Genomic DNA, 25,927 nt, shown 5'->3' on the forward strand with positions numbered 1-25,927 from the left:
CTGAATTGGCAAACGTTGACGGCGGATGGTATGTATCTCTGCTTTGGGGCGCAATCGAATTCGGTTCTTCTCACAACTAATTTTCTCTAAGACATCTTTTTTCAAACTTCTAAACAAACACTACAATGGAAAACGTAAACGACAAAAACACGGAATTGGTTGAATTGAACGCTGCTGAATTGGCAAACGTTGACGGCGGATGGTACGTATCTCTGCTTTGGGGCGCAATCGAATTCGGTTCTTCTCACAACTAATTTCTCTAAGACATCTTTTTTCAAACTTCTAAACAAACACTACAATGGAAATCGTAAACGACAAAAACACGGAACTGGTTGAATTGAACGCTGCTGAATTGGCAAACGTTGACGGCGGATGGTATGTATCTCTGCTTTGGGGCGCAATCGAATTCGGTTCTTCTCACAACTAATTTTCTCTAAGACATCTTTTTTCAAACTTCTAAACAAACACTACAATGGAAAACGTAAACGACAAAAACACGGAATTGGTTGAATTGAACGCTGCTGAATTGGCAAACGTTGACGGCGGATGGTACGTATCTCTGCTTTGGGGCGCAATCGAATTCGGTTCTTCTCACAACTAATTTCTCAAAGACATCTTTTTTCAAACTTCTAAACAAACACTACAATGGAAATCGTAAACGACAAAAACACGGAACTGGTTGAATTGAACGCTGCTGAATTGGCAAACGTTGACGGCGGATGGTACGTATCTCTGCTGTGGGGCGCAATCGAATTCGGTTCTTCTCACAACTATTTTCTCAAAGACATCTTTTTTCAAACTTCTAAACAAACACTACAATGGAAATCGTAAACGACAAAAACACGGAACTGGTTGAATTGAACGCTGCTGAATTGGCAAACGTTGACGGCGGATGGTACGTATCATTGCTTTGGGGCGCGATCGAATTCGGTTCTTCTCACAACTAATACGCAACATCAGGACAGGCGATCATCCGGTCACCTGTCCTCTTTTATTTACGCCAAATCATAACACGGAGCCTCAAACCCGTGATTATGGCATATCTTACATTGGAGATTAAACTGACAAAAAAAAATGAAACTGATTCTTCTTGGATTATTTATAGCCGCAATAAGTTGTTTTTTCATCTTCAGGGGAGCTTCCGGAAAAGAAGTATCCAATGATCTGACGGTGAAAACGAAACATCAGACTATTATCTTTTTAAACAAGGATAACGGTTATAACTATCTATCGGACAGTCCGTTTTTTCACAACTGGTCTCCTTTCATCGATGCTTCATTGCGGCTGGAAAAAGATTTGACAACAGGAACCAAAGAAAGTAACCTTACAGAATACAAGCAATACCTCAAAGCGCAATGCTTAAACTGGGGAGAAAACGACATTGAGAAGATCACCTCTATTTTGGAAAACGCACAGGCCAAAATACGTGACGTTTCCGGCTCGCTGATGCTGGACACGCTGTTCCTCGTAAAAACAACCGGAAAGGAAGAATTTAATGCTTATTACACCAATCAAAAAGCCATTGTGATCCCTAAGCAGGAACTGGAATTTTTATCCATTAAAGCAAGAAGGGCGAAGGTCGAGCAAACGCTTGTTCATGAGTACTGTCACATTTACACACGCTACAATACGCCCAAACGCGAAGAATTATATAAAGTAATAGGATTTTCGAGGCTGGATACTCTGGAAATTCCGGATTCGGTTGAAAAAATAAGGGTAACGAATCCCGATTTTTATCATCAGAATTACAAAATTGACATTACGATGAAGGACAATACCACCCAGCCGGTGGTGATGTTACTCACCAGCAAATACGATAAGTATGACGGAATAAGAGGTTTCATCGGTATATTCTCTGTTTTGTTTGACTATGTGGATAACAGCTTCTACACAATCAAAACGGAGGAGAACAACACATCCGTTATAAACAAAAAGGTCGACTCCGCTACTTTCAAAAATTTCAACGAGCAAATTGGTAGTAACACAGACTATATTTTAGGTCCGGATGAAATCATCGCTGAGAATATCAAGGTGCTGATCTGCGACCGTAACGATAAAGAAAAATCCGCGAAAAGATCTGCCCGTAACAACGAGATACTGGCTCAAATAGAAAAAATTATAAAGTAACTATTGGCATGTGATTTTGGCGAAAGCTGCCGTTCAAGGGTTATGGGCAGTGTCACGGATGGCTTCCGCCATTCGTGATGCTTTACTTACTGCCCGAGCTGATATTTAAGTTCCCCGGGTGATGCGTACAGTGCTTTCTCATAATTTTTTGACGGGTCATCCGGAAAAAAAGTACTGACCGTTTTCAGCCATCATACCTTTAACAACGGCATATTCACTTTGGTTATAAAGTAAAACTCCCTGTTGTTGAGCCCCCAGGCTATCTATCCGAACTTTGACATAGAATTTAAAATCAAGTCAAAACATCGGAACAATGAGCGAGCAACTACATCCCGCCGAGGTAATCGAAAATACTACCGAGGCTTATCTTCCCCAGGTTTCTGTCAAAGGACAGATCATTTACATTGCCGTCGTGCTTGCAGCCCTGGCAGCACTGGTTTCCCTCCCGTTTATCCGAACGGAGGTGTCGGTACAAAGCTCCGGTATTGTAAGGTCCAAGGCTGAACGTAATGAGCTTCGTCCCTTGCTCGGTGGTACGATTTCAAAAGTGTTTGTCCATGAAAATCAGCCGGTAACGGCAGGTCAGCCTCTTTTTCAGCTGCAAACCGATATTACAGATAGTAAACTTCGGTTGGTAAGAGCTCAACAGACAGAAAAAAAGCTCTACATCAACGACCTCGTATTACTTGTTTCTGCCCGCACCGCAGACCGTAATATTTCCGGTCTTAAATCTTCGCTATACCGTCAGCAATACGAGCAATATATTTTCCAGCAGGCCGAACTTGCGGAAACCCAACGCAAGAGAAAACGTGAACTGGATGTCAACCAAAAGCTATTTGCTGAAAAAGTCATAGCACAACAGGAATTGGAAGACAAAGAATTTGCATCCAATACCGCGCAGGCGCAGTATCGTTCCTTAATCGAACGCCAGATAAGCGACTGGCAAACGGCACTATCTCAGTATCGCATGGCACTGGATGAACTTCAGGCTCAGGAACAGCAGCTCATGAAAGAAAAGGAGCAGTCTACCATAAAGGCGCCTGTGGCCGGAAGTTTCGGCCAGTTGACCGGGAAATATGCCGGCAGTTATGTCCAGGCCGGCGAAGTACTCGGCGTCATTTCTCCCGACTCGAATTTACTTGTGGAGTGTTACATTTCACCCAAGGATATAGGTCTGCTCCGCCCCGGTATGAAATCCAGAATGCAGGTTGATGCCTATAACTATAACCAGTGGGGAATGGCCGAAGGTACGATCACGAGTATTTCCAATGACATAACCATCACCGACCAGCAGCAGTCGTTTTTTATCGTTAAATGCCTGCTGAGCAAAAACAGCTTGTCGCTCAAACAAGGCATCAAAGGTTATCTGAAAAAAGGAATGACCCTGCGCGCACATTTTGTAATAACCGAGCGCAGCTTGTTTGACTTGCTCTACGATAAGGCAGACGACTGGTTAAACCCAAAAAATATGCCTGCAAGTGCAGATAAAGTCGCAGTCAGGTAACTCCAAAAGTCCTCATTTCCATCATTAAAAAATTCAGTCATGTTTAATAAAAAAATATGTATTAAGCAGCACGACGTTACCGACTGCGGAGCTGCCTGCCTGGCATCGATTTCTGCCCATTACAAATTGATGATGCCTATCGCCCGTATACGTCAGCTGGCATCTACGGATAAAAAAGGCACCAATGTTTTGGGAATGATTGAAGCGGCCCAAAAGCTTGGTTTTCAGGCAAAAGGGGTGAGAGGCAATTTTGACAGTCTGTCCAAAATACCAAAACCCGCTATTGCCCACGTGATCATCAAAGAAGTGCTCCACCACTTTGTTGTGATTTATGACGTTACCGAAACACACGTTTCCGTGATGGATCCCGCTGTCGGGAAGTTGGAAAAACATACGCTGGAAGAATTCAAAAAGATATGGACCGGTGTTCTGGTCATCTTGCTCCCGGACGAGCAATTCGAAACAGGAAACAACAAACAATCCATAACCAGTCGCTTCTGGAACCTGATCAAACCTCACCGTTCGGTTATGACCCAGGCGCTTTTCGGAGCGATTATGTACACCGTACTGGGCTTATCCACATCCATTTACGTTCAGAAAATCGTTGACAATGTTCTGGTTGAAGGGAACCGAAACCTGCTGAATCTGCTCAGTGTGGGCATGGTCCTGATCCTGGGATTACAGCTTTTTATAGGATCCATGAAAAGCGTATTTGCTCTGAAAACCGGTCAGCAAATAGATGCCAGATTGATTCTGGGTTATTACAAACACCTGCTCAGGTTACCTCAGCAATTTTTTGACACCATGCGTGTCGGCGAGATTATCTCACGTATAAACGACGCCGTCAAAATCCGTGCTTTTATCAATGATACAGCCTTGTCGCTGGTGGTGAACCTTTTTATTGTCCTGTTTTCTTTTGGTATGATGTTCTCGTACGACTGGAAACTGGCCATGATTATGCTGGCGGTTATTCCGTTTTATGCCCTCATTTATTACATCGTAAACCGGATTAATAAAACAGGGCAACGAACACTCATGGAGAATTCGGCCGATCTTGAATCCCAACTGGTGGAATCACTTAATGCCATGGGAACGATCAAAAGATTTGGCCTTGAATCGTTTGCGAACGTGAAAACCGAGACACGGTTTGTAAAAGTGCTAAAAAGTATTTTCACGTCGGCTTCAGTGTCCATCTGGGCAAGTAACGGATCTGAACTTATTTCAAGGCTCTTCACAATTATTTTACTTTGGGTAGGCTCAGGTTTCGTTTTGGACAATACCTTAACGCCGGGTGAATTGTTATCGTTTTATGCGCTCATAGGCTATTTCACCACACCAGCCAGCAACCTGATCGGAGCCAACAAAGTGATCCAGGATGCATTAATCGCCGCTGACCGCCTTTTTGAAATCATGGATCTTGAACGGGAGGCCACTGAAAATAAAATTGAACTGACACCGCAGATGATCGGCGATATAACCTTTCGCCAGATGTCGTTCCGCTACGGTTCAAGGGTACAGGTTTTTGAAAATCTCAGCCTGACCATTCCCAAGGGAAAGGTGACCGCGGTCGTCGGGGAAAGCGGATCGGGAAAATCTACGCTCCTGTCCTTACTGCAAAATATGTATCCGCTGCAAAACGGATCCATTCACATCGGAGACTATGATATCAAACACATCAGCAATGAAAGCCTGCGGCAGCTGGTAAGTGTGGTGCCGCAACAGGTTGATCTGTTTGCAGGAAATGTTATTGATAACATAGCCGTTGGAGAATATCAGCCTGATATGCAGCGTGTGGTAGGAATATGCCATTTGCTCGGTATCGCCGAATTTATAGAAAAACTGCCTAACGGATTTCACACGTATCTGGGTGAAAACGGAGCAAGTTTGTCTGGCGGTCAGAAGCAGAGGCTGGCCATAGCCCGTGCGCTGTACAGAAACCCGCAAATTATTATTCTTGACGAAGCCACTTCTTCGCTCGATTCACTCTCAGAAAGAGCCGTGCAGCATACCATCGAAAAGCTGCGAAACGCCGGAAAAACCATTATCATCATTGCGCACAGACTGAGTACGATCATGAACGCTGATAAAATTATGGTGATCGAAGAGGGAAAACTGATTGAGGAAGGCAATCACCAAACACTGCTGGCGAATCACAATGCCTACTACCGGTTGTGGGCCTCGCAATATCTGGTGAGCCCTCAGCCAGATCCTCTGGATCCTGCCAGTTTGATGCAGGTAAGTGCAAACGGCACAACGATGCCCCTTGATTCATCCATCACCAACAACGTTTCCGGCCATGCTTCTTTCTAAAAATAAAACAATATTCCGGGCCATGCTGGCGGTTTTGCTAGCTGGCCCGGCCGTAGCGCAGGACGAATTGTCTTTGTCGGAATGTATTGAAATAGCGATTGCGCAAAACCTTAAAATCAAAGAGTCTGAATTGGGCCTGCAATCCACGATCAATGCACATCAACAAAGCAAACGCGACCTTTTGCCTGCCGTAACGGGGGTTTTCAACCCCGGTTATTCTCTGGGAAGAAGTATTGACCCTTATACCAACTCGATCACCAACAATCAGATCGGGACCAACAGCCTCGGTATCCGCGCCGACTGGCTGATCTTCAATGGGTATCAACGCAAGAATACGCAGGAGCAGGCCGCGCTTAATTTGTCGGCGAGCCAGCTGGATGTGCAATCTTCGAAAAATAACATTACTCTGAATACCCTGCAGGCTTACATGCAGGTGCTCATGTCGCAGGAATTGCTCAATGTTGCGTTGAAACAGGCTGAATCAACCCAGCTGCAATTGGACAGAATAACAAAACAGGTGAAACTGCTGGTTGTTCCCGAATCTGCTTTGTACAATTTGCAGGCCCAACTGGCGAACGACGAAATTCAGATCACCAATGCCAAAAATGATATCAAGATCGCCCGCATGACGTTAAGCCAGTTATTGAACCGACGAATTGATCAGGCAGAATATCAGTTGGATCCCATGGAAGTGAATACTGTAACCTTAACCGACGGAACCTGGCAGGACATTTATCAGACTTCATTGACATTGTTGCCGGAAGTAAAAGCGATAAAAATCCGTATGCAGTCTGCCGAGAAAGGACTGGATATCGCCAGAGGATTAAAGCATCCGACATTGTCCCTGAGCAGTTCTTTCGGAACCGCTTTTTCTTCGGCTGCCAAAAGAGCCTTTATCAGCGACAGTTTTACAGAAACACCAATTAATGCCTTCGTAAATGTGGATGGAAAAACGTATCAGGCGACGTCGGTAAGCCAGTCGGTAGAACAACGCAATATCGGATACTTTAATCAACTGGGACTTAACAGGGCATTTTCGGTTAACCTTTCTGTCAGAATCCCGATTTTTAACGCGACGCAATCTTCGTATAAAATCCAGGAGGCCAAAATTCAAAAAATGATGGTTTCAAATCAGCAATTGCAGATTGAGCAGCAACTGAGACAACAGACCGAACAGGCATTTGTTACCCTGCAAAACGCTGCCGAAAGATATAAAACACTCGAAAAACAGGTATACGTGCTCGACAAGGCTTTACATGTTTCAGAAGTAAAACTGGCAAACGGGGTTACAGACCTACTAGAATATACGATGGCGAAAACAAATCTTGATCGTGTAAAAGCAAGCCTGGTCCAAACAAAATACGAGTATACCGTCCGAAAAAAAGTGCTGGAATTTTATGCAACTGGTTTGACGAAGTAATACCTACAAGACAGAGAACATCACATCATTTTACACGCTGCACAGACAAGTTCCCGGGCAGACAAAGGCGACACCAGGCTGGTCATCTTTGTCTGCCCGGGAATATTACTATATGACTATTTCATTATACCCTACTCATCGTAATGGCTAATCACATTTACATTTTCACCAATAAGCCGAATTAAAAATAGCACAAAATTTGACCATAAATAGTACTATTTAAATAACAACACTAAGGATTTAAAGATTTTTAATATTTTTTAATAATTAACTAAACTATTGAAATACAATCGACGTTTATAAATAAAGAGGTAACTACATAACCTAAATTAAAATTTAAAATTTACCGAACTAACATAACTATTTAAAGAATAAAACCAATAAGAACATTATCAGAAAATAACAAAAAACAGGAACAGATCAACCCGACGAATACGAGACATAATTGTACTATAACAATTTAACTCAACCAACAATCACCGGCCCCTGAAACAACAAATTCCTTCATTTTCTGAAAATACTTATTCATCAAACAGAAAAAATTATGGCACAAATACAAAAATATACAAGTCCGTTAGCGGACCTCAGAAGCTCTTTCCAGCATTTTGTTTCAGCATATGCTGACAAGTATTCAGATGCATTAACGGCTTTATCACGACGTGCATTACCTTTTGGAAAAAGTACATCAGATACAAATGCGCCAAAGCTGTCAAAAAATAAAAATCAGGAAGTATCAGAGAATCGCTATTCGGTTTTGTACACGATCAATGGACAATATCACCACGTTGGCTGTTCTTCTCAGGCAGAAGCGCAATCTGCGTTAGGTATCCTGATGACCGACGGCAATCGTATTCCCGTAGGGATTTATGATGCCAAAACAGATTTATTTGAGTGGGAAATTATCGGACAATATTTCCACAGCCAGGATCCAATCAGCGACCAACGTAACCGTCTGAATGAGGTGCTTACCATCTCCCGCGCTTTACGCCGCAGAGATTCAAGCTGGCAGCCTGGCTATTTGCAGAAACCTGGCTTTTTTGCATAATCGTTAAGAAGCGTACTTATTAGTTGGCCGCCAACATCGACAAACATCGGTGTTGGCGGCTTTTTAATTGTCCTTCCTGATCAAATATTAGTATGTCAAAACGCAAACCCGATCGTAAGGTTTCCTTTAATCTTAAAAGACGTTTCAGTAGAATTTGCATACCCCTGAAAATTATAGGAAGTATTAAAATCCACATATCCATGACTGAACAATCTTTGCTGAAAACCCAAAAGCGGTCCGGCTCTAAAAATATGATCATTCATTTTGAACATCTCCCGACTTTGGAGATAATTATGTTTACCAAGATATAGGTTATATTCAGTATTTACCCCCGTGTATATTCCTGAGAATCCGTTGCCGGCCTTTCCTCTTAACTGTTGCCTCTTTTGGAGGAAATAATATCTTGGCTGGATGGAAAAGGCCGCGTTTATTTCTCTGGAACGTGCATTACGATACTTGCCGTTAAAGCCACCGGGCTTACGATGTTCAAATCTCATATAATTATACCCGTTATTTAATCCGACATCAAATTGAACATTGAGTGAAAATGGTGATGATTTTATTTTTCTTTCGTAAGCCATTCCCAATTTAATCCTGGATAAATAAACGCCAATGGTCAACTCTGGCAGTTTTATTTTCCATTGATCCGTGAGATATTCATCACAAAGCAATAAATCACAGAGCGGTATCCTGCCCGACTTTTTCCAGTCGCCAAACGCCAGTCCAAAACTTACCTGGGAGGAAAACGACCAGTTATACAGCAAACCGTAATGAAACAATGGCGTTTCCTGCTGCAATGCAATAGAAAAATCCATGAACCCGGCATTGAGAAAACGCTGCCGAAACCCCAGCTTCAACCCAATGGTGGGCGTAAAATCCAAGGTGCCTGGTAAAGTATAGTTCATTGCCAAATAGTTTCCGCTAAAATTACTGGCACCCCTTCCGGACCTGACTCTATTAACCATATTGAAGAACCATCTGAGCTGTGCATCCATAACCGTATTTTGCCAGGCATATCTTATGGGAACATCAGTACCATAAAAAGGCATATGCCCGGAAAGGGCAATTGAAAATGCCGGTAAAAACTTGAATTCATATCCAAGCTGAAGAGATGAATTATTCCAGATATGATCTTCCTTTAATGGAAAAACACGGGCTTGGCTATATTGCGAAAATCCTATTTTAAACATATGCCTGGTTGGCACTTTGGTCATAAAAACATTTTCGTAACGATCAATAAAACGCTGTTTAACAAGCGTGTCCAATTCCTGAGAAAAAACAATTCCTGTTGTATCCTGCCCGTTGATCAGCAGCGGCATTAATGACAATACTAAAATCAGACACTTTCTATATTTCATTAAATCCGCCCATTATTAAAGGTCTCATTTTCGTTTAGATCAGTATGTCATACAAACACTTTTGCCCCTGTTATAAAATAACAGGGTGCACTAAGGAGGCATAAAATGTAAAAATGGTTGTATGAAAGATCAATTGTTTAACTTAATTACGACACGCGCAACCCAACAAGCTGTAATTCAAAATGTTAAAAGTTTAAAATATCGCAATTAGAAATATAGTTTCAAACCTATATCCCCATAACTATCTGTGAGCAGATCCAAGCCTTTCCTCATTTGCGGTTGTTGGCTTGCCCGTCCCGTTTGGCTGACCTATGCCAGTCGTGATCAGGTTAAACAAGCTTTGATGCAGGTATTGGGTCCATGAATTTTGGCAGATCTCGAAGCACTCATATTCCGGAACCAAACCCTTGTGGGTAAAGCTGACTTGCGTTTTGTTATCTTTCTCAGAAATCTCAAAAATGATTTTTGTATCCTGCCATTCACTTTTATCTTTTGTGAAACTAAAATAGTTCTCCACCACATACCAAACGACTTTCTTATCAGGTATGACTTCTATCAGCCTCATCCGGCACTTATGAACATCTTCGTAATGATAAATAAACTCGTCGTTGAGTTGGGTAGTACCGCCCTCAATTTCTTCCGACCACCACCCGCTAACATGATTGATGGCATTAAATACCTCCTTTGGGCTTTTGTCTACCAGAATAGTTGTTGTAAAATCTGACGCTGTCATTTTAGATATGTTTTTGATTATGAAATCGTTCCATCAAATTTATTATCTAAACATCATTTAATCAGGGGGTAAAATGGACTTTCGGGCGGGGCGATCAGGACAAAATACATGTGTTGCCTGATCTCAGGAATTAAAACCGTACAGAGTCAGCCGTTACGGCAATTGATACATTCCAAAGCCGGGTAAATATCTGTCAGACATCCAAATTAACAAGTAGAAGCCAAAATTTTTCACTTATAATACAAATTAATAGCAAAATATTCAAAAGTGAGACGGAGCCTAACCTTTATTGAGGGAACCATGTACGCTGGTGGGCGCGTGCCTGTAAACGTGGTCGCCGGGGTTAAAATACTGGGAAATATCAGTGAAGAAAATTTACACCATGCGCTAGCCAAGGTTCAGGACAGACATCCCATGCTTAAAACGAATGTTCTGGAAGACGAAACAAATATCCCCTATTTCGTAACGCAAAAGCTTATCCGTAAAATCCCTGTTCGCGTACTGCCCAGAGGCAACGATGAAGACTGGAAAAAAGAATATACAAACGAATGCCTGACAGCCTTCGACTGTAAAAATGGCCCGTTGGTCAGGCTTGTCTGGTTAAAATCCGATCATGTTTCTGATCTCATTTTTGTTGGTCATCACTGTATTTGTGATGGAAAAACCGTGTTGAACATTATTGATGAAACGCTTCGCTTACTGGAACAGCCTGATATAGAAATTGGCACTTATGACACATTCTCCTCCATTTCAGATTTTATTCCGGACACTATAAAAAACAATAAGATCAATAGATTAACGGCAGCGGTTATCGCCCGTTTGGCCAGACTGGCCTTGATGGTAGTTTCCTTGAAAAAGGAGGTAAAAAGAGAAAACCCATACCTGATACACTGGAAATTAAACAAGGAAGAGTCCGCCGCCCTTCTCGAAAAATGCAAATCCGAAGGCAGCACCATTCACTCGGCGCTGTGCGTTGCATTTCTGAAAGCCTACCAAAGTGTGGAAACAATCAAAACCCATTCCAGGCTTTACTGCGCGGTAGACATGCGAAAGTTCATTCCTGATATCAAAAATGATATGACATTTGCGTTTCCCGCTATGATTGGATTGGATCTCAAAAACGACAAATCAATAGATTTCCGGATGCAGGCACGCCAGTTTAAAGAAGAGCTATTGACGAAAATGGAGAAGATGGAAATAAACAAAGTACTGATGTACAGCGAGTCGCTTTTGTCGTCCCTGCCGCAAATGACAAAATATGCCAAAGCTGACCGCGGGACACATGATTTTACACTTTCCAACATGGGTAGGGTGACCTTGAAAGAAGCATATTCCACATTTACAATCGAAAGCCTGTATACTCCCGGCACCATTTTCCCTTTCGGCAATCCCTCGACATTATTTTCTACCGCTTTTAAAGGAGAAATTGATTTTATATTTTCCTCTGATGAAGAGTTCGTGAAATACCAGGACGCGCTCGTCATCAAAAGTAATGCGATGAGGATGTTGCTTCATGCTGCTGAGCCTGTTGTTGTACCAAATTAATGTATGATTTTCGACTGATACAACACACACAAATATTATGATATTTATTAAATTGTAAATTATCAGTCCACCTGTACATAATCAAGTGGTTATACACTATCTAACAACTTATGGACCAATCTGTTCTTGTTCGTCAAGCCACGCAGGATGATCTCCTCTCAATTTTGCAGCTGGCGAATCAACTCAGCGACACGATAAATGTATCAGAATCATATCTAACAAGCAACTTCTCTAAATTTATTGATAATGACCGCCACTGCCTGGTTGTTGCTGTAAAAAATGAAGTCGTTGTGGGTTACGTATCTGGCTATTTCCACGACACCATTTATGCCTGCGGGTTGGTAGCATATGTCGACGAAATTGTAGTGGATGTTAACCACAGAGCAATGAAAATCGGAGCGGCTTTAATGACCGTGTTTGAAAAGACCAGTAAAGAAAAAGGCTGTGTAATTGTTTCCCTGGCAACTTACGGAGCGAAAAGCTTCTATGAAGCGCTTGGCTACAAGTCCAATGCCGGCTACTTCAAAAAATATTTGTAAAAGCCTGATTTAAATCAATTACTTTTGGAGAAACCCTGCATAATCGTTTATATATAACTTGAATAGTGCCGTCCGTAAACCTAATCACACATAAAATTGCCTGGAAACTTTCAAATCAAATCAGCTCCTATAATTTCCCCACAGTAACTTTTACACCTATCTAGCTTTTAAGTTAGAGCGCTTTCCAAATTAAGCTTCCCCTGTGAACAACGATAACGGATGCTCATTGCCTTTCGGACTCTTCGAGTCAGTTCTTAATTTTCTTTAAAATTGCTTTTTTACTTTTTCCAAATACCATTTCTGTACTGATTTTTAAGCGATAACCTTATGTTGTATGAAATATTTCCTCAAATCAGTGCTCGTTGTTGCATGGGGATTGTTGATCGCAAATAGCTGCAAATCCAAAGAAGACGCGCTGCCAGCTCCGACGACAGAAGGTCGCAATACATTCGGTTGCAAAATCAATGGCAAAGTTTGGATTGCGAATGGCGTTACTAATGAACAGGGGCCATCAGCCAAACCAATAGAGGTAGAATTCAGGCAATTAAGCACAAACACTTTTTATCTGTTCATTCATACCAATGCAAACACAAAAGACCGCGTTCAGTTGTCTTTGCCAGCAGGCAAAATCGGATCCAACATCCTGACAAACCGGTACAATGAACCCTTCGGCATTTACTATGATAACCAGTTCAGGCTCTTTAACTCGATGGAGGCAAACCCGGGCAAAGTAGTAATCACACGCCTGGATACCATCAATCGTATCGTGTCAGGAACCTTCGAGTTTGACGCTCAATTTATTGTAAACAAAGAGATTACACGAATCACAGAGGGTCGATTTGACATTGATATGGATACTCTTTAACCAGTTCTTCGCTCAAACGTTCTGCATAATCCAACCATGAGAAAGCTAAAATTACAAGTGCAAATATCTATCGACGGATATGTTGCGGGACCAAATGGTGAAGAAGACTGGGTTGTAAGGGCCTCAGATGAAAAACTTTGGCAGCTCATCAACGAATTGCCCGACAATTCAGATACCCTTCTGCTTGGCCGAAAAATGGCAGAAGCCTTCATACCTCATTTTGAAGAATTTGCATCCGACAGCACGAAAATCACTTTCGCTCAGAAAATGGTCAATATTCCGAAAATTATTTTTTCCAGGACACTGGACAAGCCATTCGGCAAAAATACCTCGCTTGCAAAAGGAACTCTGGCAGACGAAATCGCAGCACTGAAAAATCAAAACGGCAGGGATATTTTAGTTTACGGAGGTGCCGGTTTCGTGTCTTCCCTCATTGCCGGCGGGCACATTGACGAATTCTTCTTCTTTGTTAATCCCGTGATGATCAATAAAGGAATGAGAATTTTTGACCTGCTCGACAAGCGACAAAAACTTTCTTTGATCAGTGCTACGCCATACGAATGCGGCGTAACCGTAATTCACTATAAATTAAACAATGTTGATCAATAAGTCTCAGCTACGTTGCTGAATACTTCTTTGGCTTCATGCCCAGATGCTGTTCAAAAACTCTCGAAAAATGACTCAGATTGGTAAATCCGAGCTGATAGCCAACTTCCGAAACGGTCAATCGTTTTTCCCTCAGTAATCGCGCTGCTTCCTGCATCCGCATTGACTGGTAATATTCAAAAACACCTTTGCCGAAAGTTTGCTTAAACAGTTTCCGCATTTTAGGTTCGCTCATGCCGGCTTCCTTCGCCAGTGAAGCAATATCGGGTGCCTCATTCAAATGCGACTGCAAACGGAGCTTAATCGCATAAATGGCCTTGATATCGTCCATGTGCATCTTACTCAGGGGCACGGCGTCCCGCTGCATCAGCAAAGCAAACGTATGGCAAAGCAGCTCTTCACATTTCAATTTGTAATAATGGCTTTCTATACTTTCAGGAACAGACTGATGCAGCATTTCACTGGCAATATTAATTATCTGGGAAGAAATACCGGTTTCAAGTATAAAATTATCCTCAGCTTCTAAAACGCTTGCCACCACCGGGTGATCTATATGTCCGAAGAGCTGTTGCAAATATTGTCGTGACGCGCCAATGGTAACACTTCCAAAAACCGTATTGGAAGGCATTGTAATAATAGAGGAAACTAGCTGCCTGCAAATCAGCACATTCGCCTGCTCGGGTAATAATTGTTCATCGGGCTTTGTCAGAGAAGGAAAAATACCGCTCAAAAGAAAGGCAATATGTTCCTGTTTTTCCATCGACTCATTGGTCCATTCCACAAAAACATCTTCTTTCAGATAATAATTGCGGATCATCATACGCATATCATTTCCCCAGTTAAACCCGGTGATATAACCCGCCCCTTTGCTTTCCGGTATATGAATAAAGCGCCCCTGGATCGTTGCACCTATGGCCTTCGTAAAATCTGCCATAATACCCGGGCCAATCGCAGATATTTTCATTTACGACTATTTTATTAATAGTTGCAGCTATTTTAATTATAAATGTAGCCATAATTTTGCAGGTATAAAAACAAGAGATATGTTACTGGAAGATAAAAACATAGCGATTATTGGTGGCGGACCGGGCGGACTGACACTTGCCCGGCTTTTACAAATCAGTGGAGCCAATGTAAAAGTGTATGAAAGAGATGAAGACAGAAATGTAAGAGTGCAGGGTGCAACACTTGACTTGCATTTTGAATCGGGATTAAAGGCACTTGAGGCAGCAGGTTTGATGGATGCCTTCAAAGCGAATTACAGACCAGGGAACGACCGGTACCGTGTTGTCGATAAAAATGCAACCATTTTCTATGACGATCATAGCAAAGAATCAACCGGCAACTTTGGCGACGAATGGTTCCGCCCCGAAATTGATCGTGGACCATTAAGAGATATTTTACTGGATTCGCTGCAACCGGGCACCGTTATTTGGAACAGCCATATTGTTTCCCTTGAGAACATTGACAACACCTGGAAGATCATTTTTGAAAACGGCAATACCGCTGCTGCCGATATTGTAATCGGAGCAGATGGAGCTAATTCCAAAATCCGCCCGGTCGTTACGCCAATCAAACCGCTTTATTCAGGCGCGACCTATTTGGTAGGCAATATTCCTGATTCCGAAAAAAATACCCCAAAACTTCACAACCTGCTGAAGGGTGGAAAAATCTCTGCTATGGGTGATTCAAAAGCAATATTTTTAAGTGCCAAAGGAGATGATAGTCTGGATTTTTATATCAGCTGGAAAGCAGATGTTAATTGGGCGAAAGAAAGCGGGATTGACTTTAAGAATAGTAAACAAGTTTCGGAATGGTTTAAAAAAGAGTATGCCAACTGGGATAACATTTGGCTTGAAATGTTTGAACACGAAAACACTCATTTTATTCCAAGGCCCTTATACGCGATGCCACAAGACCAATATTGGGAGGCCCGGCCTACTATCACATTGCTTGGTGATGCCGCACACTTATTGCCTCCCAATGGAGAGGGCGTAAATATGGCAATGCTTGATGCCCTGGAATTAAGTGAAAGCCTGACCGGTGGAAAATTTGCAGATTTAAAATCAGCAATAACCCATTATGAAAAAGAAATGTTTGCACGATTTGTCGAAGAAGGGAAAGTAACAGCCGATTTCATAAATTGGACATACTCGCCAGACGGACTAAAAATAATGGTAGAAATGTTTGATGAACTGCCAAACCAAACACAGCTGCCAACCGATTAGTACTCTTATCAAACTGTAAGCACAAAGCCGAGCCGTACAGACAAGTTATTTGAGCCGTACAGGAAATTCAGGAAGAAGAACATCAGCCATCTTTGTATCGTTAAATCACAAAAACTTAAAGCGATGACAACGATCACAAAAATAAATCTTGGAAAAAATGGACCACTCGTTTCCAAACTCGGGTTGGGGTGTATGCGCATGTCGCCGATATGGGGTGGCCCGGTAAATGACGAAAATGAAAGTATTGCCACCATTCAGGCGGCGCTGGACAACGGTATCAATTTTCTGAATACAGGAGATTTTTATGGCAGCGGTCACAACGAGCTGCTGGTAGGGAAAGCCATTAAAGGCAGGCGTGACGATGCTTTCATCAGTGTTAAATTCGGGGCCATTTTTTACAACAATCAATGGATCGGACTAGACCTGAGGCCCATAGCTATCAAAAACTTCATCAATTATTCTCTGGTGCGCCTGGGCATTGACACCATTGATCTTTATCAGCCGTGCAGACTCGATAACAGTGTTCCGGTGGAAGATGTGATCGGAACGATTGCCGATTTGATCAAAGAAGGAAAGGTCCGGCATCTGGGAGTTTCTGAAATAACAGCAGACCAACTACGCAAGGCGAACGACGTTTATCCGGTCACTGCACTGGAAATCGGTTATTCATTGGCCGATCGCCAGATAGAAAACGACCTGCTTCCTACGGCCAAAGAGCTGGGTATAGGCGTTGTGGCATTTGCCAATACTGCCGAAGGATTACTCACCGGCGAGATGAAAGCCCCGCTTCCGGCTGGCGACTACCATAATCACTTCTCGCGCTTTCAGGGAGATAATCTGATAAAGAATCTTGAAAAAGTCGATGTGTTAAAACAAATGGCGACAGCAAAAGGATATACACCGACACAACTGGCGATTGCCTGGGTAAATGCGCAAGGCGACCATGTTATGCCACTGGTCAGCATGAGCAAAAGATCACGCCTTCCGGAAAATACAGCGGCGATGCAGCACCAATTCACTGCTGATGAGCTGAGTACCCTCGACAAACATTTTGCACAAGGCGCGATTCTTGGCGGCACCTATCTTCAACGCTAGTGCTTCGCATAAGTTCTTCTTTTTGATATCTTTACTTTATGACGAATCCAGCTGAAATAATCCCGGGAGTGATTTTCTTTTCTTACCTCTCAAAAATGAGAAAAGAGAAAGTGGCATTTCTGGAACACAACACCCTTGTATTGCAGGTTTCAGGGCGCTTTTCGATGGAAACTGCGAGCGAGAAGATTTCTATGGAACGCGGTCAGATGTTATTGATACAAAAAAACCAACTGGCAGAAATCACCAAGATCCCTCTGGAAGACAATGAATATCAAACCATTGTTATCCGTCTGAAAGAAGATCTGCTCAGACAGATTGTTCTGGAAGAGCAAATTGAGATGGGTCAAAAATATATGGGTCCATCCAACATTATTATTCCTCCAAACGAGTTTTTGCGTGCTTTCTTTCAGTCCGTGATTCCTTATATCCGTAATCCGGAGGAAAAAATCACCCATTCGCTGGGCATGCTGAAAGTAAAGGAGGCGGTACTTCTCCTCCTTTACTCCATGCCTGGGCTGGAAGAGTTTTTATTCGACTTTTCAGAACCCTACAAAATGGATCTGGAAAAATTTATGCTCAGCAATTTCCATTACAACGTTCCCGTCGAAAAATTCGCCATTCTTACCGGGAGAAGCCTGGCCGGATTTAAACGTGACTTCCAAAAAATATTCGGAATGGCTCCCCGTCATTGGTTACAGGAAAGAAGACTTACGGAGGCGCGGCACCTCATAGAAAGCAAGAACAGGAAACCATCTGCCATTTACCTCGACCTGGGATTTGAAAGCCTCTCACATTTTTCGCACGCTTTTAAGAAAAAATTTGGAAAAGCTCCGACGGAATGGTCTGTTTAAGCCACCAACAGATTGGGGTCAAAAAGTTATAAACCATCGCTTAACTTATTGATAAAACCTAAGGAAAGAAAAACCCGGCTTACACATTTCTATTTCGTTCTTCCTTGTCGCAAGTTGAGCTTCTGACGCATAGACAAGCATTTTGTCTTCATAGTCCTTTATCGCAGATGTTATGGTTTCAAATTTTCCATTAGTCAGGTTGTCCGATAAAATCAGGGCATCCCTCAGCCCGGTATTCACACCCTGCCCTGCAAAAGGTGGCATAATATGTGCAGCATCGCCAATGAGCGTTACAGGTAAGGGGCGGTTGATCTTCCAGGGTTGATCTAACGGAATTTCCCGGGTTGGCCAGATAAGAAAAGATGATGTTGAGCGGAATAGCTGTTTGAACGACTCATCCCAATCTGAAAACCTGTTTAACAAGAATGTAATGAGGCTCTGCGTATCCTGAGGTTTAAATCCATTTTCCTGACCCCACCCCTCCGGCTTTTTAAAAATTACGTTATAAGTTAACATCCCGCCATTGCTGGGGTTTGCAACCAATAAACTGCCATCGCCAGAGGTCATTAGTATATCGTCGCCGCATAACCCGTAGAAATCCGAACATTTAGTCTCCGGCTCCAATACTTCACCCTGTAAGATCAGCGTTCCGGTGTACCGGATTTTAGCATCCGTCACTACTTTTCTTACCTGAGACATGCCTCCGTTGGCTCCAATGACAATATCTGCGGTTGCATTTAAATCATTTTCAAAATGCAACAGCCATTTTCCATCATGGGTTTGAAGTCCTGTAAGTTTTCTATCCCAAACAACCGTATCCCCGGTTAAGCTGTTCAGTAGTATTTTCCTTAAATCATTCCGGTTGATCTCCGGATTATCATACTGATCTTCCTGGCTAGGCTTTTTAGAAAACAATACTTTGCCCTGCTGGTCAGCCACCGTTCTTCCCATGGGTGCTGCCATTTCATAATATCGCTGCAACAGCCCCGCTTTTTTCATAGCGTCCTGCCCCGAACCTTTATGCAGGTCAAGGGTGCCACCCGATATTCTTGTGAATGCGTCTTGGTCTCGTTCGTAAACAGTAACATCCACTCCTTTTTGTTGCAATAGTGTGGCCATTGTCAGCCCTACGGGTCCTGCGCCGATGATGGCAACTTTTTTATTTTTAAGTAACATGATTTTGCATTGTTTGTTGACGATGCAAAATTCAGGAATACAGTTGTGTCAGGCTTGTATAAACACGACAAAATCAAATCGCTCCGGGCATTTTACCGCGAAGGTTCCCACAGTTCAATCTTGTTGCCTTCGTTATCCATAATATGTACAAATTTTCCGAAGTCGTAAGTCGCGATGCTGTCGAGTATGGTCACTCCGTTTTCTTTTAATTTATCAACAAGTCCCTCAATATTCTGAATCTGGTAATTAATCATAAATTCCTTTTTGGATGGCGAAAAATATTCATCGCCCTTTTTGAAAGGCGTCCATTGAAGCGAATTTACTTCATCAGGATTATTAAGACTTCTGGATTCAAAACTCGACGAACCCCAATCATTGATTTCAAGCCCCAAATTTTTGGTGTACCACTCTTTCATCTCTTTCGGATTGTCGGAAGAAAAGAAAATACCACCGATTCCTGTCACCTTTGGTGTTGTATCACCAGGTAAAGCCGGGTTTCCTGTTTGATCTTTTTGCTCGTCCATATTCTTTATTCTTTATTTTTTAGTTTTAGAATCACAGCCTGCAAAAAGTTTCACAAGCGAAGTTATTGTCAATAAGTGTTTCATCCGGCAAGCCTTAGCTTTTAAATTAGACTGGAATCCCCAAATTCTCACTAAACCTTTTTCATCTGTCCGATCCCACTCCATCCTTCCGGTGTGATGCTCTTAATATTTTACGCCAATACGAAAGCGATTCATGACGATCTGAAAAAAAAATTCTAAAACCTTCTGTGTTTCTTTTCCGGATAGCTTCTTCGGTTCTCGGAATAAAATTTTCTCTCACATTTAATTCGGCTGTGGCCTGAACTTCTTCAATAAACGGACGTAAATTTTTGTTGTAATCCTGAAACGCCAAGTTAAAATTTCCGTTGTGTTTTTCCAAAGCATCAGCCAACGCCGCCGCCCCATTCATGGACAATGATGCACCCATTCCCGCAGCAGGCGAAGCGCAATAACCGGCATCGCCCACCAACGCTACCCGACCTTTGGTCCACGATGGCATTTTGATCTGACAGAATTTATCGAAATAAAAAGTTTTCGAATCCTGAACTTCTTTCAGGAGTTCAGAGGTTCGCCAGTTTTGTCCGGCAAATTGTTCCAAAATAATTTTTCTTTGTTGTTCAGTATCACGGTAATCGTAGGGAATTTCTTTTTCTGAGTAGAAACAAAAAATGATGTCAGTCTTACCGTTATATGCATTCAGTGTAATAGCCTTGTCAGGCACATTGAACATTTGCATCGTTTTTTGTTTGATCAGCAATTTGTTAACAATCGTGATAGAAAAGTAAGCTTCCAGGAAATATGAGTATTCAGCCTCATGACCAAACCAGATTTTCCTTACAACGGAATGTATGCCGTCACAGCCAAAAACCAGATCAAATGAGCGTTGCGGACCAATTTTAAATTTAACTTGTATATTATCCTCGGTCTCTTTTAACGATGTAATGCTGTTATTGAAAATAAATTCAACATCATTTTTCAGCCTTTCAAATATAATCCCCAGAAATTTATCACGTTCAATTTCTATCCCATCGTCAGTATCTTCTGAGTTTTCTTCATTGAGAAGGACCGAGCCCTCGGTAACATCGTCGGCATTCTTAAATTCGATCAGGTCCACGTGCAATCGCTCTGATTTTAATTGCTCGTAAATTCCCATACGCTTAGCGATCTCAACGGTATCACCACGTAAATCAATGGCGGCACCGGCAGTTCGGGGTTCATTTGCAATTTCAATAACGGTCACTTTATAACCCAGCCTGTTCAGCCAAAAAGCGGTTGAAAGTCCGGCTATGCTAGCACCGGAAACCAGTGCGGTACGCCGCCCGACAGTACGCCGTCCGACGGTACGATCGATATTTTTTTCGTTTGTCAATTCCATGGTATACGATTTATTTGGTGGTACAAAGGACCATCGTATAGCCAGGATAAAAAACAGCAATACAAAGCAAGTATTGGACTAATCGCGGTTTTTGTTTCGGAAAGATAAGGCCGTCATTCCTGCAACCTTGGTAAACAGTCGTGAGAAATAAGGATAATCGTCATAACCCAACTCCGTTGCTATTTCTTTTACCGATTTACTGGAATAAAAAAGCAGACGTTTTGCTTCTAAAATTACCCGTTGCTGTATGTGATGTGAAACGGAAAGACCGGTGGTGTTTTTAACACACTCGTTCAGGTAGGGTGTCGATATATTTAGTTTTTCGGCATATTCCGTTGGACGTTTCGCTTTGATAAAGTCACGTTCCAAAATATCGTTGAAAGCTTTGGTAACAATTTCAAATCTTGAAAGTTTTTCAACCCGTTTAGACTGATCAAGATATTGTGAAATAACCAAAGCGACTAATGCGTTGCAGCTATCTTTGAGTAATGAACGATGCAGTTTGTCACTTTTTCGCTCAGAAAATTTTATGGAAAGTGATACTGCTTCGTACATAATGGAGAATGTTTCTTTGCTTAATCCCAAAGGTTTTGCGGGCGTAATTTCTTCCAGTAATTTTAAATACTCAGGATTCAGATTTTCGTTATTGATTGCCCAACTACTCACCAGCACATCTTCAAACGCCAGTATACGATGCACCTGATTCGGATGCAAATAAATGACAGACGGAGGTTCAATCTCATACTGTTGAAAATCGATTTCAATAGAAACCGTTCCGCTTTCAAGCAAGAAAAACGAATGCCGGTCGTGCCGATGTGACTGCTCTGAATCTCCGGGGCTGCCGAAATCTTTAACAGATATTTTCTCGATAGAAATACCCGAATCGTGCTCGTCACCAAAATAATTTACCGGTATGGATTTGGTATTTTTAGTCATTATCGGCTTTGTTCAAGATATTAAGTATTCTGCAATACGCTTGCATCAGGCTGGCACAAACGCAACAAAATCATTGCCTGCAACCTGTTTCCCACGCTTTGCTTTTCGCGCGAATGCCGCTGGCGTCGTGCCACTATAACGCTTAAACTCCCTGCTAAGATGGGATTGATCCGTGTAGCCAAACTCATGCGCCAAGCCGGCAAAATTAGAGTCAGGATCAAGCCATAACTGGTTTCGAACGCACTCAAAGCGCATCAGACCGGACACGTCTTTGACAGTATAACCGGAGGATTGTCTGAACTTTCTTTCCAACGTACGGACCGTCGCATGAGCCGCCTCCGCTACCTGGCTTACCGGCATGGTGCCGTTTGCTTCACTCATAGCAACTCCGGCTTTGAATAACAGACTGTTTGTAACAATCCCCGACTGCGCATTCAGGAAATACTCTTTTAGCTCCGTCACTGCTTCTTCTATCTTGCCAGCTTGAATACAGCCACCGAGGATTGATTGAAGGCGGGCGATAGGATGTTCAAATATGCGCACTCCACCTTTTCCTGACGGCAGTCCCAGCAAATCGAACACAGTCCAGGGAAAACACCTGATACCTATAATCTCTAAACGGTTTTTGGTGTAGAAAACGGCAGGCTGGTTCAGCAGCCCCATCATAAACGGCGATGGTAAAGACTGCAAGTTGCCATTGACAGAAATCGCACAACCGCTTCCGAAATGAAAAATAATTTCAGCGTAGCCATCCGGCACCACCTCAAAACTCGATTGTTGTGCTCCAAAATCTCTCCTGTCATACCAAAAGCACTTTATGGCATCTTGTAGCGCTTTCGGAGGTTCAAATTCTTGGTGCTGCATTTTTGAAAGATGGCCTATTTGGGTTGAATTTTGTAGATATATGAAGGAAATTAATGGTGTAATATGCTCCTTGTATTCAGAATACCCAACTTTTATTATGGGCATACATTCTTCACGCAAAAAAGCTCTCAGGATTACCATATCCGATCAAAATCGATTCGGCATCGTGCTTTAAAAACCCCTAAAATAACTCATTTCAAACCTTCCAGACAACCTGATAGCTCCAAAATAAATTTACAGTTACCCGCTTTGATAAATCAGAAATGCATTAATTTGAATAGATGCTTCTTTGGTCGTTATTTAAGATTTAACGAGCCAGAGAGAGTCGCAATCAAACTTCTCCATTTACCGATAAGCTATAATATTTATGTTTATCTAAATTAATTTTGACATTAAAATAGCAATCTCCACCGTCATCCGCTTCTATCAATCGGTATTTATATCCGTTCGGATCATATTTCCATTTGCATCCACAATTCACCCAAACCTCTTTTTCCTTTTGCTGATTTATTACTGCTACATACTGTTTATCATAAGAGCTCATGTCCATTGTGAGCCGATCTTTATTTTCCTGAATACATAGCCTCACCAGATCGTCAATTTCCATAAGATCTTCATTATTTAAATCATAATGTATTGCGTTAGGAAGTACATTATGATAAAATTTTGGCATATAAGTAAAAATCGAAACATCCGATACTTTCAAAGAATCAGCCCTCCCTTTTTTGACTATATCTTGTTTTAATATTTGTAACTTGAACGGCATTGTCGAATCAAGAAATTCTAAAAAACCATTTTTAACAATTGCCGTACTTCCAAAAATAGGGTAAGTTGGACTAGGGAAGATAACAGTATCATTTTTTAGAAAAAACTTTCCGGTACAACGTGTTATACTGTCGTTCTTTAGAGCTTGGTTCATGGAAAAATGAAAGACAGAATCTGAATATAACTCCAGTCTATAAATTACTCCTAAATCATAATGATTCTCGGCTATGAGGATTTCGTGTTTGTGAGTACATTGAGAATAAAGAAATCCAAGTATAATGATAAGTATAATTTTATCCATAATTCGTTTCTTGCGACAATAGCTATTCATACCACATTAATCATAAACTGGTCAGACATCGAATTATTTATGCCCAAAAACAAAACGAATTTCTGAGGATAGTTGATCAAAAATATGCTCTAACACTCCCTTCTTATTTTGCCACATATCATACGCCGGATTTGAGATAAAATCATTTGGAATCGTAAATCCAGGCATGACCCTTATTCTGCAACATACCAAAACGGTATGTTCGCTATTTCGACAAGCTCCCCACCTTTCGGAGGCTGAATAGTAATCCTGAGGGTATTTCTGCCGGTTTTAAGGTTTTTTGGAAGCAGCAATGTCTGCCAGCCCTGTTGTCTGGGTTTTTCTCTTATCGTAAAGAGTAACCCCGCATCCTTGTATACAGAGTCATTGACACTGACCTGAATCAATGAATTGATTTGCGCATTGCTCCATGTAGCATAATTGCGCCGCTTTTCAGCGACGGGCTTGTTATCGTCCCCAACCGGTTCTTTACTTATTGCGGTCAGAAGCATATCAAGGGATTTGGGATAGGCTACATACAAACGTACAAAAGGCTCACGAATAACGTCGGACTGAATGGATGCGGTTTCTATATATTCCCCCTCTGAACGCAGGTTATCGTAAGTGTCAGCCGTTACAAAAAGGCTGTCAACACTTGACGAAAACAAATGCCGGCTGTTAATAACAGTGTATATCCGTTCATTTTGGCGAGACAGGTCAGTTAAAAAGCTTATGGTCATAGTCACGATAAAAAGCATGGCCATTAACCCGGTCATCCGCACCATTTTCTTAGCTGGTATATGGCTATAAAAAGTGTTAAGGATAAAACTGGACGGTCTGGATAAACCCCAGTACAGACGCTGCAAAAGGGTGCTGAACTTATATTGGAGGCGCGCTCCCCGGGGATTAGCCCGCACAGCAGGCAAACTGAGCATGATGGCAGTTACAAAATAACCGATAACCGGCAGCAGCGCCAACACTTTGACCACAGACATATGTTCATCCGGAATGAGAGGTCGGATAAAAGAATAGCCAATGATACTCACCGTGTAGGCCATGGCGACGGTAATGAGAAAAAAGACAAACAGAAAAGATACAGCAAAGACAATGTTGCATCGGCGATCCAGCCTTATAATATAGTTCTGAAGAGACCCCGACTCATCCGACATTTGCTCCTGGGCATACTTGGAGACGAAAGGGATTCTGTTGTAGTGGATGCCGGTAGGGTATACACTTAACAGGCCCACCAGTCCTACCCAAAAAGCCCGCATCACAAAGTTTGTCAGAAATGCCGCGAACAGTACGTAGCAGGAAGCTTTCATCATGCTGTAAACCAGTGACGGGAGTAGTGCCAGCATACCTGTGGTGTGGCTTAGCAAATTAAACCGAAAGTAATCGAAAACTACATCGAGCAAATCCGGCAACTGAAGAATAGCAAACATCGCTGCCCCGGAAATCACCAGTTCAAGATTCCAGCTTTGGGACGTGAGCTCGCGCAGTTTTTCTTCTGGTCGCGTGTACTTGGGTTCTTCGGGCAGCGGTACTTCTGTCACGGTGAGATGTATGTTAAAAGTGGAAGTGACAAAAATAGAATTTAAAAGGATACTATCTCAAAAACTCTTTGAATCCCCTTATCTGCCCACCCACAAAAAACTCCATATCAAACAGGCAGAAAACCCGTACCCCTTAAGCAACGTTACGTGGCAGTCTCCTGTCACGTAACGTTGTTT

General features: G+C 42.2%; 27 protein-coding genes. 17 read left to right on the top strand and 10 right to left on the bottom strand.

Features of this window, described 5'->3' with window-relative positions; genetic code table 11:
* The first annotated feature begins 125 nt into the window (after positions 1-125).
* The 10 genes from M1L62_RS29485 to M1L62_RS27305 all read left to right on the top strand — a co-directional run bounded on the left by M1L62_RS29485 (position 126) and on the right by M1L62_RS27305 (position 8,406).
* Positions 126-254 (top strand): hypothetical protein, encoded by a 129-nt coding sequence (locus M1L62_RS29485; RefSeq protein ID WP_256527781.1) that lies wholly within the window; start codon positions 126-128, stop codon positions 252-254.
* Positions 255-298: 44 nt separating this feature from the next.
* Entirely contained in the window at positions 299-427 is a 129-nt protein-coding gene (locus tag M1L62_RS29490; protein WP_256527775.1) for a hypothetical protein, read from the top strand.
* Between the two features lie 45 nt (positions 428-472).
* Positions 473-601 carry a hypothetical protein gene (locus M1L62_RS29495; protein WP_256527781.1) on the top strand — a complete coding sequence of 43 codons (129 nt, stop codon included), beginning with the start codon at positions 473-475 and terminating at the stop codon, positions 599-601.
* 44 nt (positions 602-645) lie between these two features.
* Complete coding sequence (locus tag M1L62_RS27280; RefSeq protein WP_254562815.1) at positions 646-831, top strand: hypothetical protein; 186 nt, start codon at positions 646-648, stop codon at positions 829-831.
* On the top strand, positions 819-947 hold the full coding sequence (locus M1L62_RS29500) for a hypothetical protein (RefSeq protein WP_256527775.1): 129 nt from the start codon (positions 819-821) through the stop codon (positions 945-947). The genes M1L62_RS27280 and M1L62_RS29500 overlap by 13 nt, the downstream gene beginning before the upstream one ends.
* Positions 948-1,074: 127 nt before the next feature.
* The gene (locus M1L62_RS27285; RefSeq protein ID WP_254562816.1) at positions 1,075-2,127 is read left to right on the top strand and encodes a hypothetical protein; all 1,053 of its coding nucleotides are present in this window, start codon (positions 1,075-1,077) and stop codon (positions 2,125-2,127) included.
* A gap of 313 nt (positions 2,128-2,440) precedes the next feature.
* A complete protein-coding gene (locus M1L62_RS27290; RefSeq protein WP_254562817.1) occupies positions 2,441-3,631 on the top strand; it encodes an HlyD family secretion protein in 1,191 nt (396 codons plus the stop codon).
* Positions 3,632-3,670: 39 nt separating this feature from the next.
* The gene (locus tag M1L62_RS27295; protein WP_254562818.1) at positions 3,671-5,941 is read left to right on the top strand and encodes a peptidase domain-containing ABC transporter; all 2,271 of its coding nucleotides are present in this window, start codon (positions 3,671-3,673) and stop codon (positions 5,939-5,941) included.
* Positions 5,928-7,361, top strand: coding sequence for a TolC family protein (locus tag M1L62_RS27300; protein WP_254562819.1), 1,434 nt, complete (start codon positions 5,928-5,930; stop codon positions 7,359-7,361). The genes M1L62_RS27295 and M1L62_RS27300 overlap by 14 nt, the downstream gene beginning before the upstream one ends.
* Positions 7,362-7,905: 544 nt before the next feature.
* Positions 7,906-8,406, top strand: coding sequence for a hypothetical protein (locus tag M1L62_RS27305; RefSeq protein WP_254562820.1), 501 nt, complete (start codon positions 7,906-7,908; stop codon positions 8,404-8,406).
* Positions 8,407-8,501: 95 nt separating this feature from the next.
* Here M1L62_RS27305 and M1L62_RS27310 read toward each other — a convergent pair whose 3' ends face one another.
* On the bottom strand, positions 8,502-9,764 hold the full coding sequence (locus M1L62_RS27310) for a hypothetical protein (RefSeq protein ID WP_254562821.1): 1,263 nt from the start codon (positions 9,762-9,764) through the stop codon (positions 8,502-8,504).
* Positions 9,765-10,005: 241 nt separating this feature from the next.
* Positions 10,006-10,497 (bottom strand): SRPBCC family protein, encoded by a 492-nt coding sequence (locus M1L62_RS27315; RefSeq protein ID WP_254562822.1) that lies wholly within the window; start codon positions 10,495-10,497, stop codon positions 10,006-10,008.
* 267 nt (positions 10,498-10,764) lie between these two features.
* Here M1L62_RS27315 and M1L62_RS27320 point away from each other — a divergent pair, with 267 nt between their 5' ends.
* The 4 genes from M1L62_RS27320 to M1L62_RS27335 all read left to right on the top strand — a co-directional run bounded on the left by M1L62_RS27320 (position 10,765) and on the right by M1L62_RS27335 (position 14,055).
* A complete protein-coding gene (locus M1L62_RS27320; RefSeq protein WP_254562823.1) occupies positions 10,765-12,042 on the top strand; it encodes a condensation domain-containing protein in 1,278 nt (425 codons plus the stop codon).
* Between the two features lie 110 nt (positions 12,043-12,152).
* Positions 12,153-12,581, top strand: coding sequence for a GNAT family N-acetyltransferase (locus M1L62_RS27325; RefSeq protein WP_254562824.1), 429 nt, complete (start codon positions 12,153-12,155; stop codon positions 12,579-12,581).
* Between the two features lie 334 nt (positions 12,582-12,915).
* Complete coding sequence (locus tag M1L62_RS27330; protein WP_254562825.1) at positions 12,916-13,446, top strand: Riean_0653 family protein; 531 nt, start codon at positions 12,916-12,918, stop codon at positions 13,444-13,446.
* Positions 13,447-13,482: 36 nt separating this feature from the next.
* Entirely contained in the window at positions 13,483-14,055 is a 573-nt protein-coding gene (locus M1L62_RS27335; protein WP_254562826.1) for a dihydrofolate reductase family protein, read from the top strand.
* 7 nt (positions 14,056-14,062) lie between these two features.
* Here the strand turns inward: M1L62_RS27335 and M1L62_RS27340 are convergent, their stop codons facing one another.
* On the bottom strand, positions 14,063-15,016 hold the full coding sequence (locus tag M1L62_RS27340; protein WP_254562827.1) for a helix-turn-helix domain-containing protein: 954 nt from the start codon (positions 15,014-15,016) through the stop codon (positions 14,063-14,065).
* A 79-nt stretch (positions 15,017-15,095) separates the two neighbouring features.
* Here M1L62_RS27340 and M1L62_RS27345 point away from each other — a divergent pair, with 79 nt between their 5' ends.
* The 3 genes from M1L62_RS27345 (at position 15,096) to M1L62_RS27355 (ending at position 18,226) form a co-directional block, all read left to right on the top strand.
* Positions 15,096-16,280 carry an FAD-dependent oxidoreductase gene (locus M1L62_RS27345; protein WP_254562828.1) on the top strand — a complete coding sequence of 395 codons (1,185 nt, stop codon included), beginning with the start codon at positions 15,096-15,098 and terminating at the stop codon, positions 16,278-16,280.
* Between the two features lie 123 nt (positions 16,281-16,403).
* Positions 16,404-17,375, top strand: a complete 972-nt coding sequence (locus M1L62_RS27350) for an aldo/keto reductase (RefSeq protein WP_254562829.1) — start codon at positions 16,404-16,406, stop codon at positions 17,373-17,375.
* A gap of 95 nt (positions 17,376-17,470) precedes the next feature.
* The gene (locus M1L62_RS27355; RefSeq protein WP_254562830.1) at positions 17,471-18,226 is read left to right on the top strand and encodes a helix-turn-helix domain-containing protein; all 756 of its coding nucleotides are present in this window, start codon (positions 17,471-17,473) and stop codon (positions 18,224-18,226) included.
* A gap of 45 nt (positions 18,227-18,271) precedes the next feature.
* On the opposite strand, the gene M1L62_RS27360 is transcribed toward M1L62_RS27355, so the two are convergent.
* From M1L62_RS27360 to M1L62_RS27390, 7 genes are all read right to left on the bottom strand, one after another.
* On the bottom strand, positions 18,272-19,402 hold the full coding sequence (locus M1L62_RS27360; protein WP_254562831.1) for an FAD-dependent oxidoreductase: 1,131 nt from the start codon (positions 19,400-19,402) through the stop codon (positions 18,272-18,274).
* Between the two features lie 92 nt (positions 19,403-19,494).
* Complete coding sequence (locus M1L62_RS27365; protein WP_254562832.1) at positions 19,495-19,926, bottom strand: VOC family protein; 432 nt, start codon at positions 19,924-19,926, stop codon at positions 19,495-19,497.
* Between the two features lie 142 nt (positions 19,927-20,068).
* On the bottom strand, positions 20,069-21,322 hold the full coding sequence (locus M1L62_RS27370; RefSeq protein ID WP_254562833.1) for an FAD-dependent monooxygenase: 1,254 nt from the start codon (positions 21,320-21,322) through the stop codon (positions 20,069-20,071).
* A 78-nt stretch (positions 21,323-21,400) separates the two neighbouring features.
* Positions 21,401-22,258 carry a helix-turn-helix domain-containing protein gene (locus tag M1L62_RS27375; protein WP_254562834.1) on the bottom strand — a complete coding sequence of 286 codons (858 nt, stop codon included), beginning with the start codon at positions 22,256-22,258 and terminating at the stop codon, positions 21,401-21,403.
* 45 nt (positions 22,259-22,303) lie between these two features.
* Positions 22,304-23,122: a helix-turn-helix domain-containing protein gene (locus M1L62_RS27380; RefSeq protein ID WP_254562835.1), complete on the bottom strand. Its 819-nt coding sequence runs from the start codon at positions 23,120-23,122 to the stop codon at positions 22,304-22,306.
* 331 nt (positions 23,123-23,453) lie between these two features.
* Positions 23,454-24,041 (bottom strand): hypothetical protein, encoded by a 588-nt coding sequence (locus M1L62_RS27385; protein WP_254562836.1) that lies wholly within the window; start codon positions 24,039-24,041, stop codon positions 23,454-23,456.
* A 350-nt stretch (positions 24,042-24,391) separates the two neighbouring features.
* A complete protein-coding gene (locus tag M1L62_RS27390; protein ID WP_254562837.1) occupies positions 24,392-25,750 on the bottom strand; it encodes a hypothetical protein in 1,359 nt (452 codons plus the stop codon).
* Positions 25,751-25,927 lie beyond the last annotated feature (177 nt).

The organism is Dyadobacter diqingensis (assembly GCF_024220585.1).
GTDB classification, from domain to species: Bacteria; Bacteroidota; Bacteroidia; order Cytophagales; family Spirosomataceae; genus Dyadobacter; species Dyadobacter diqingensis.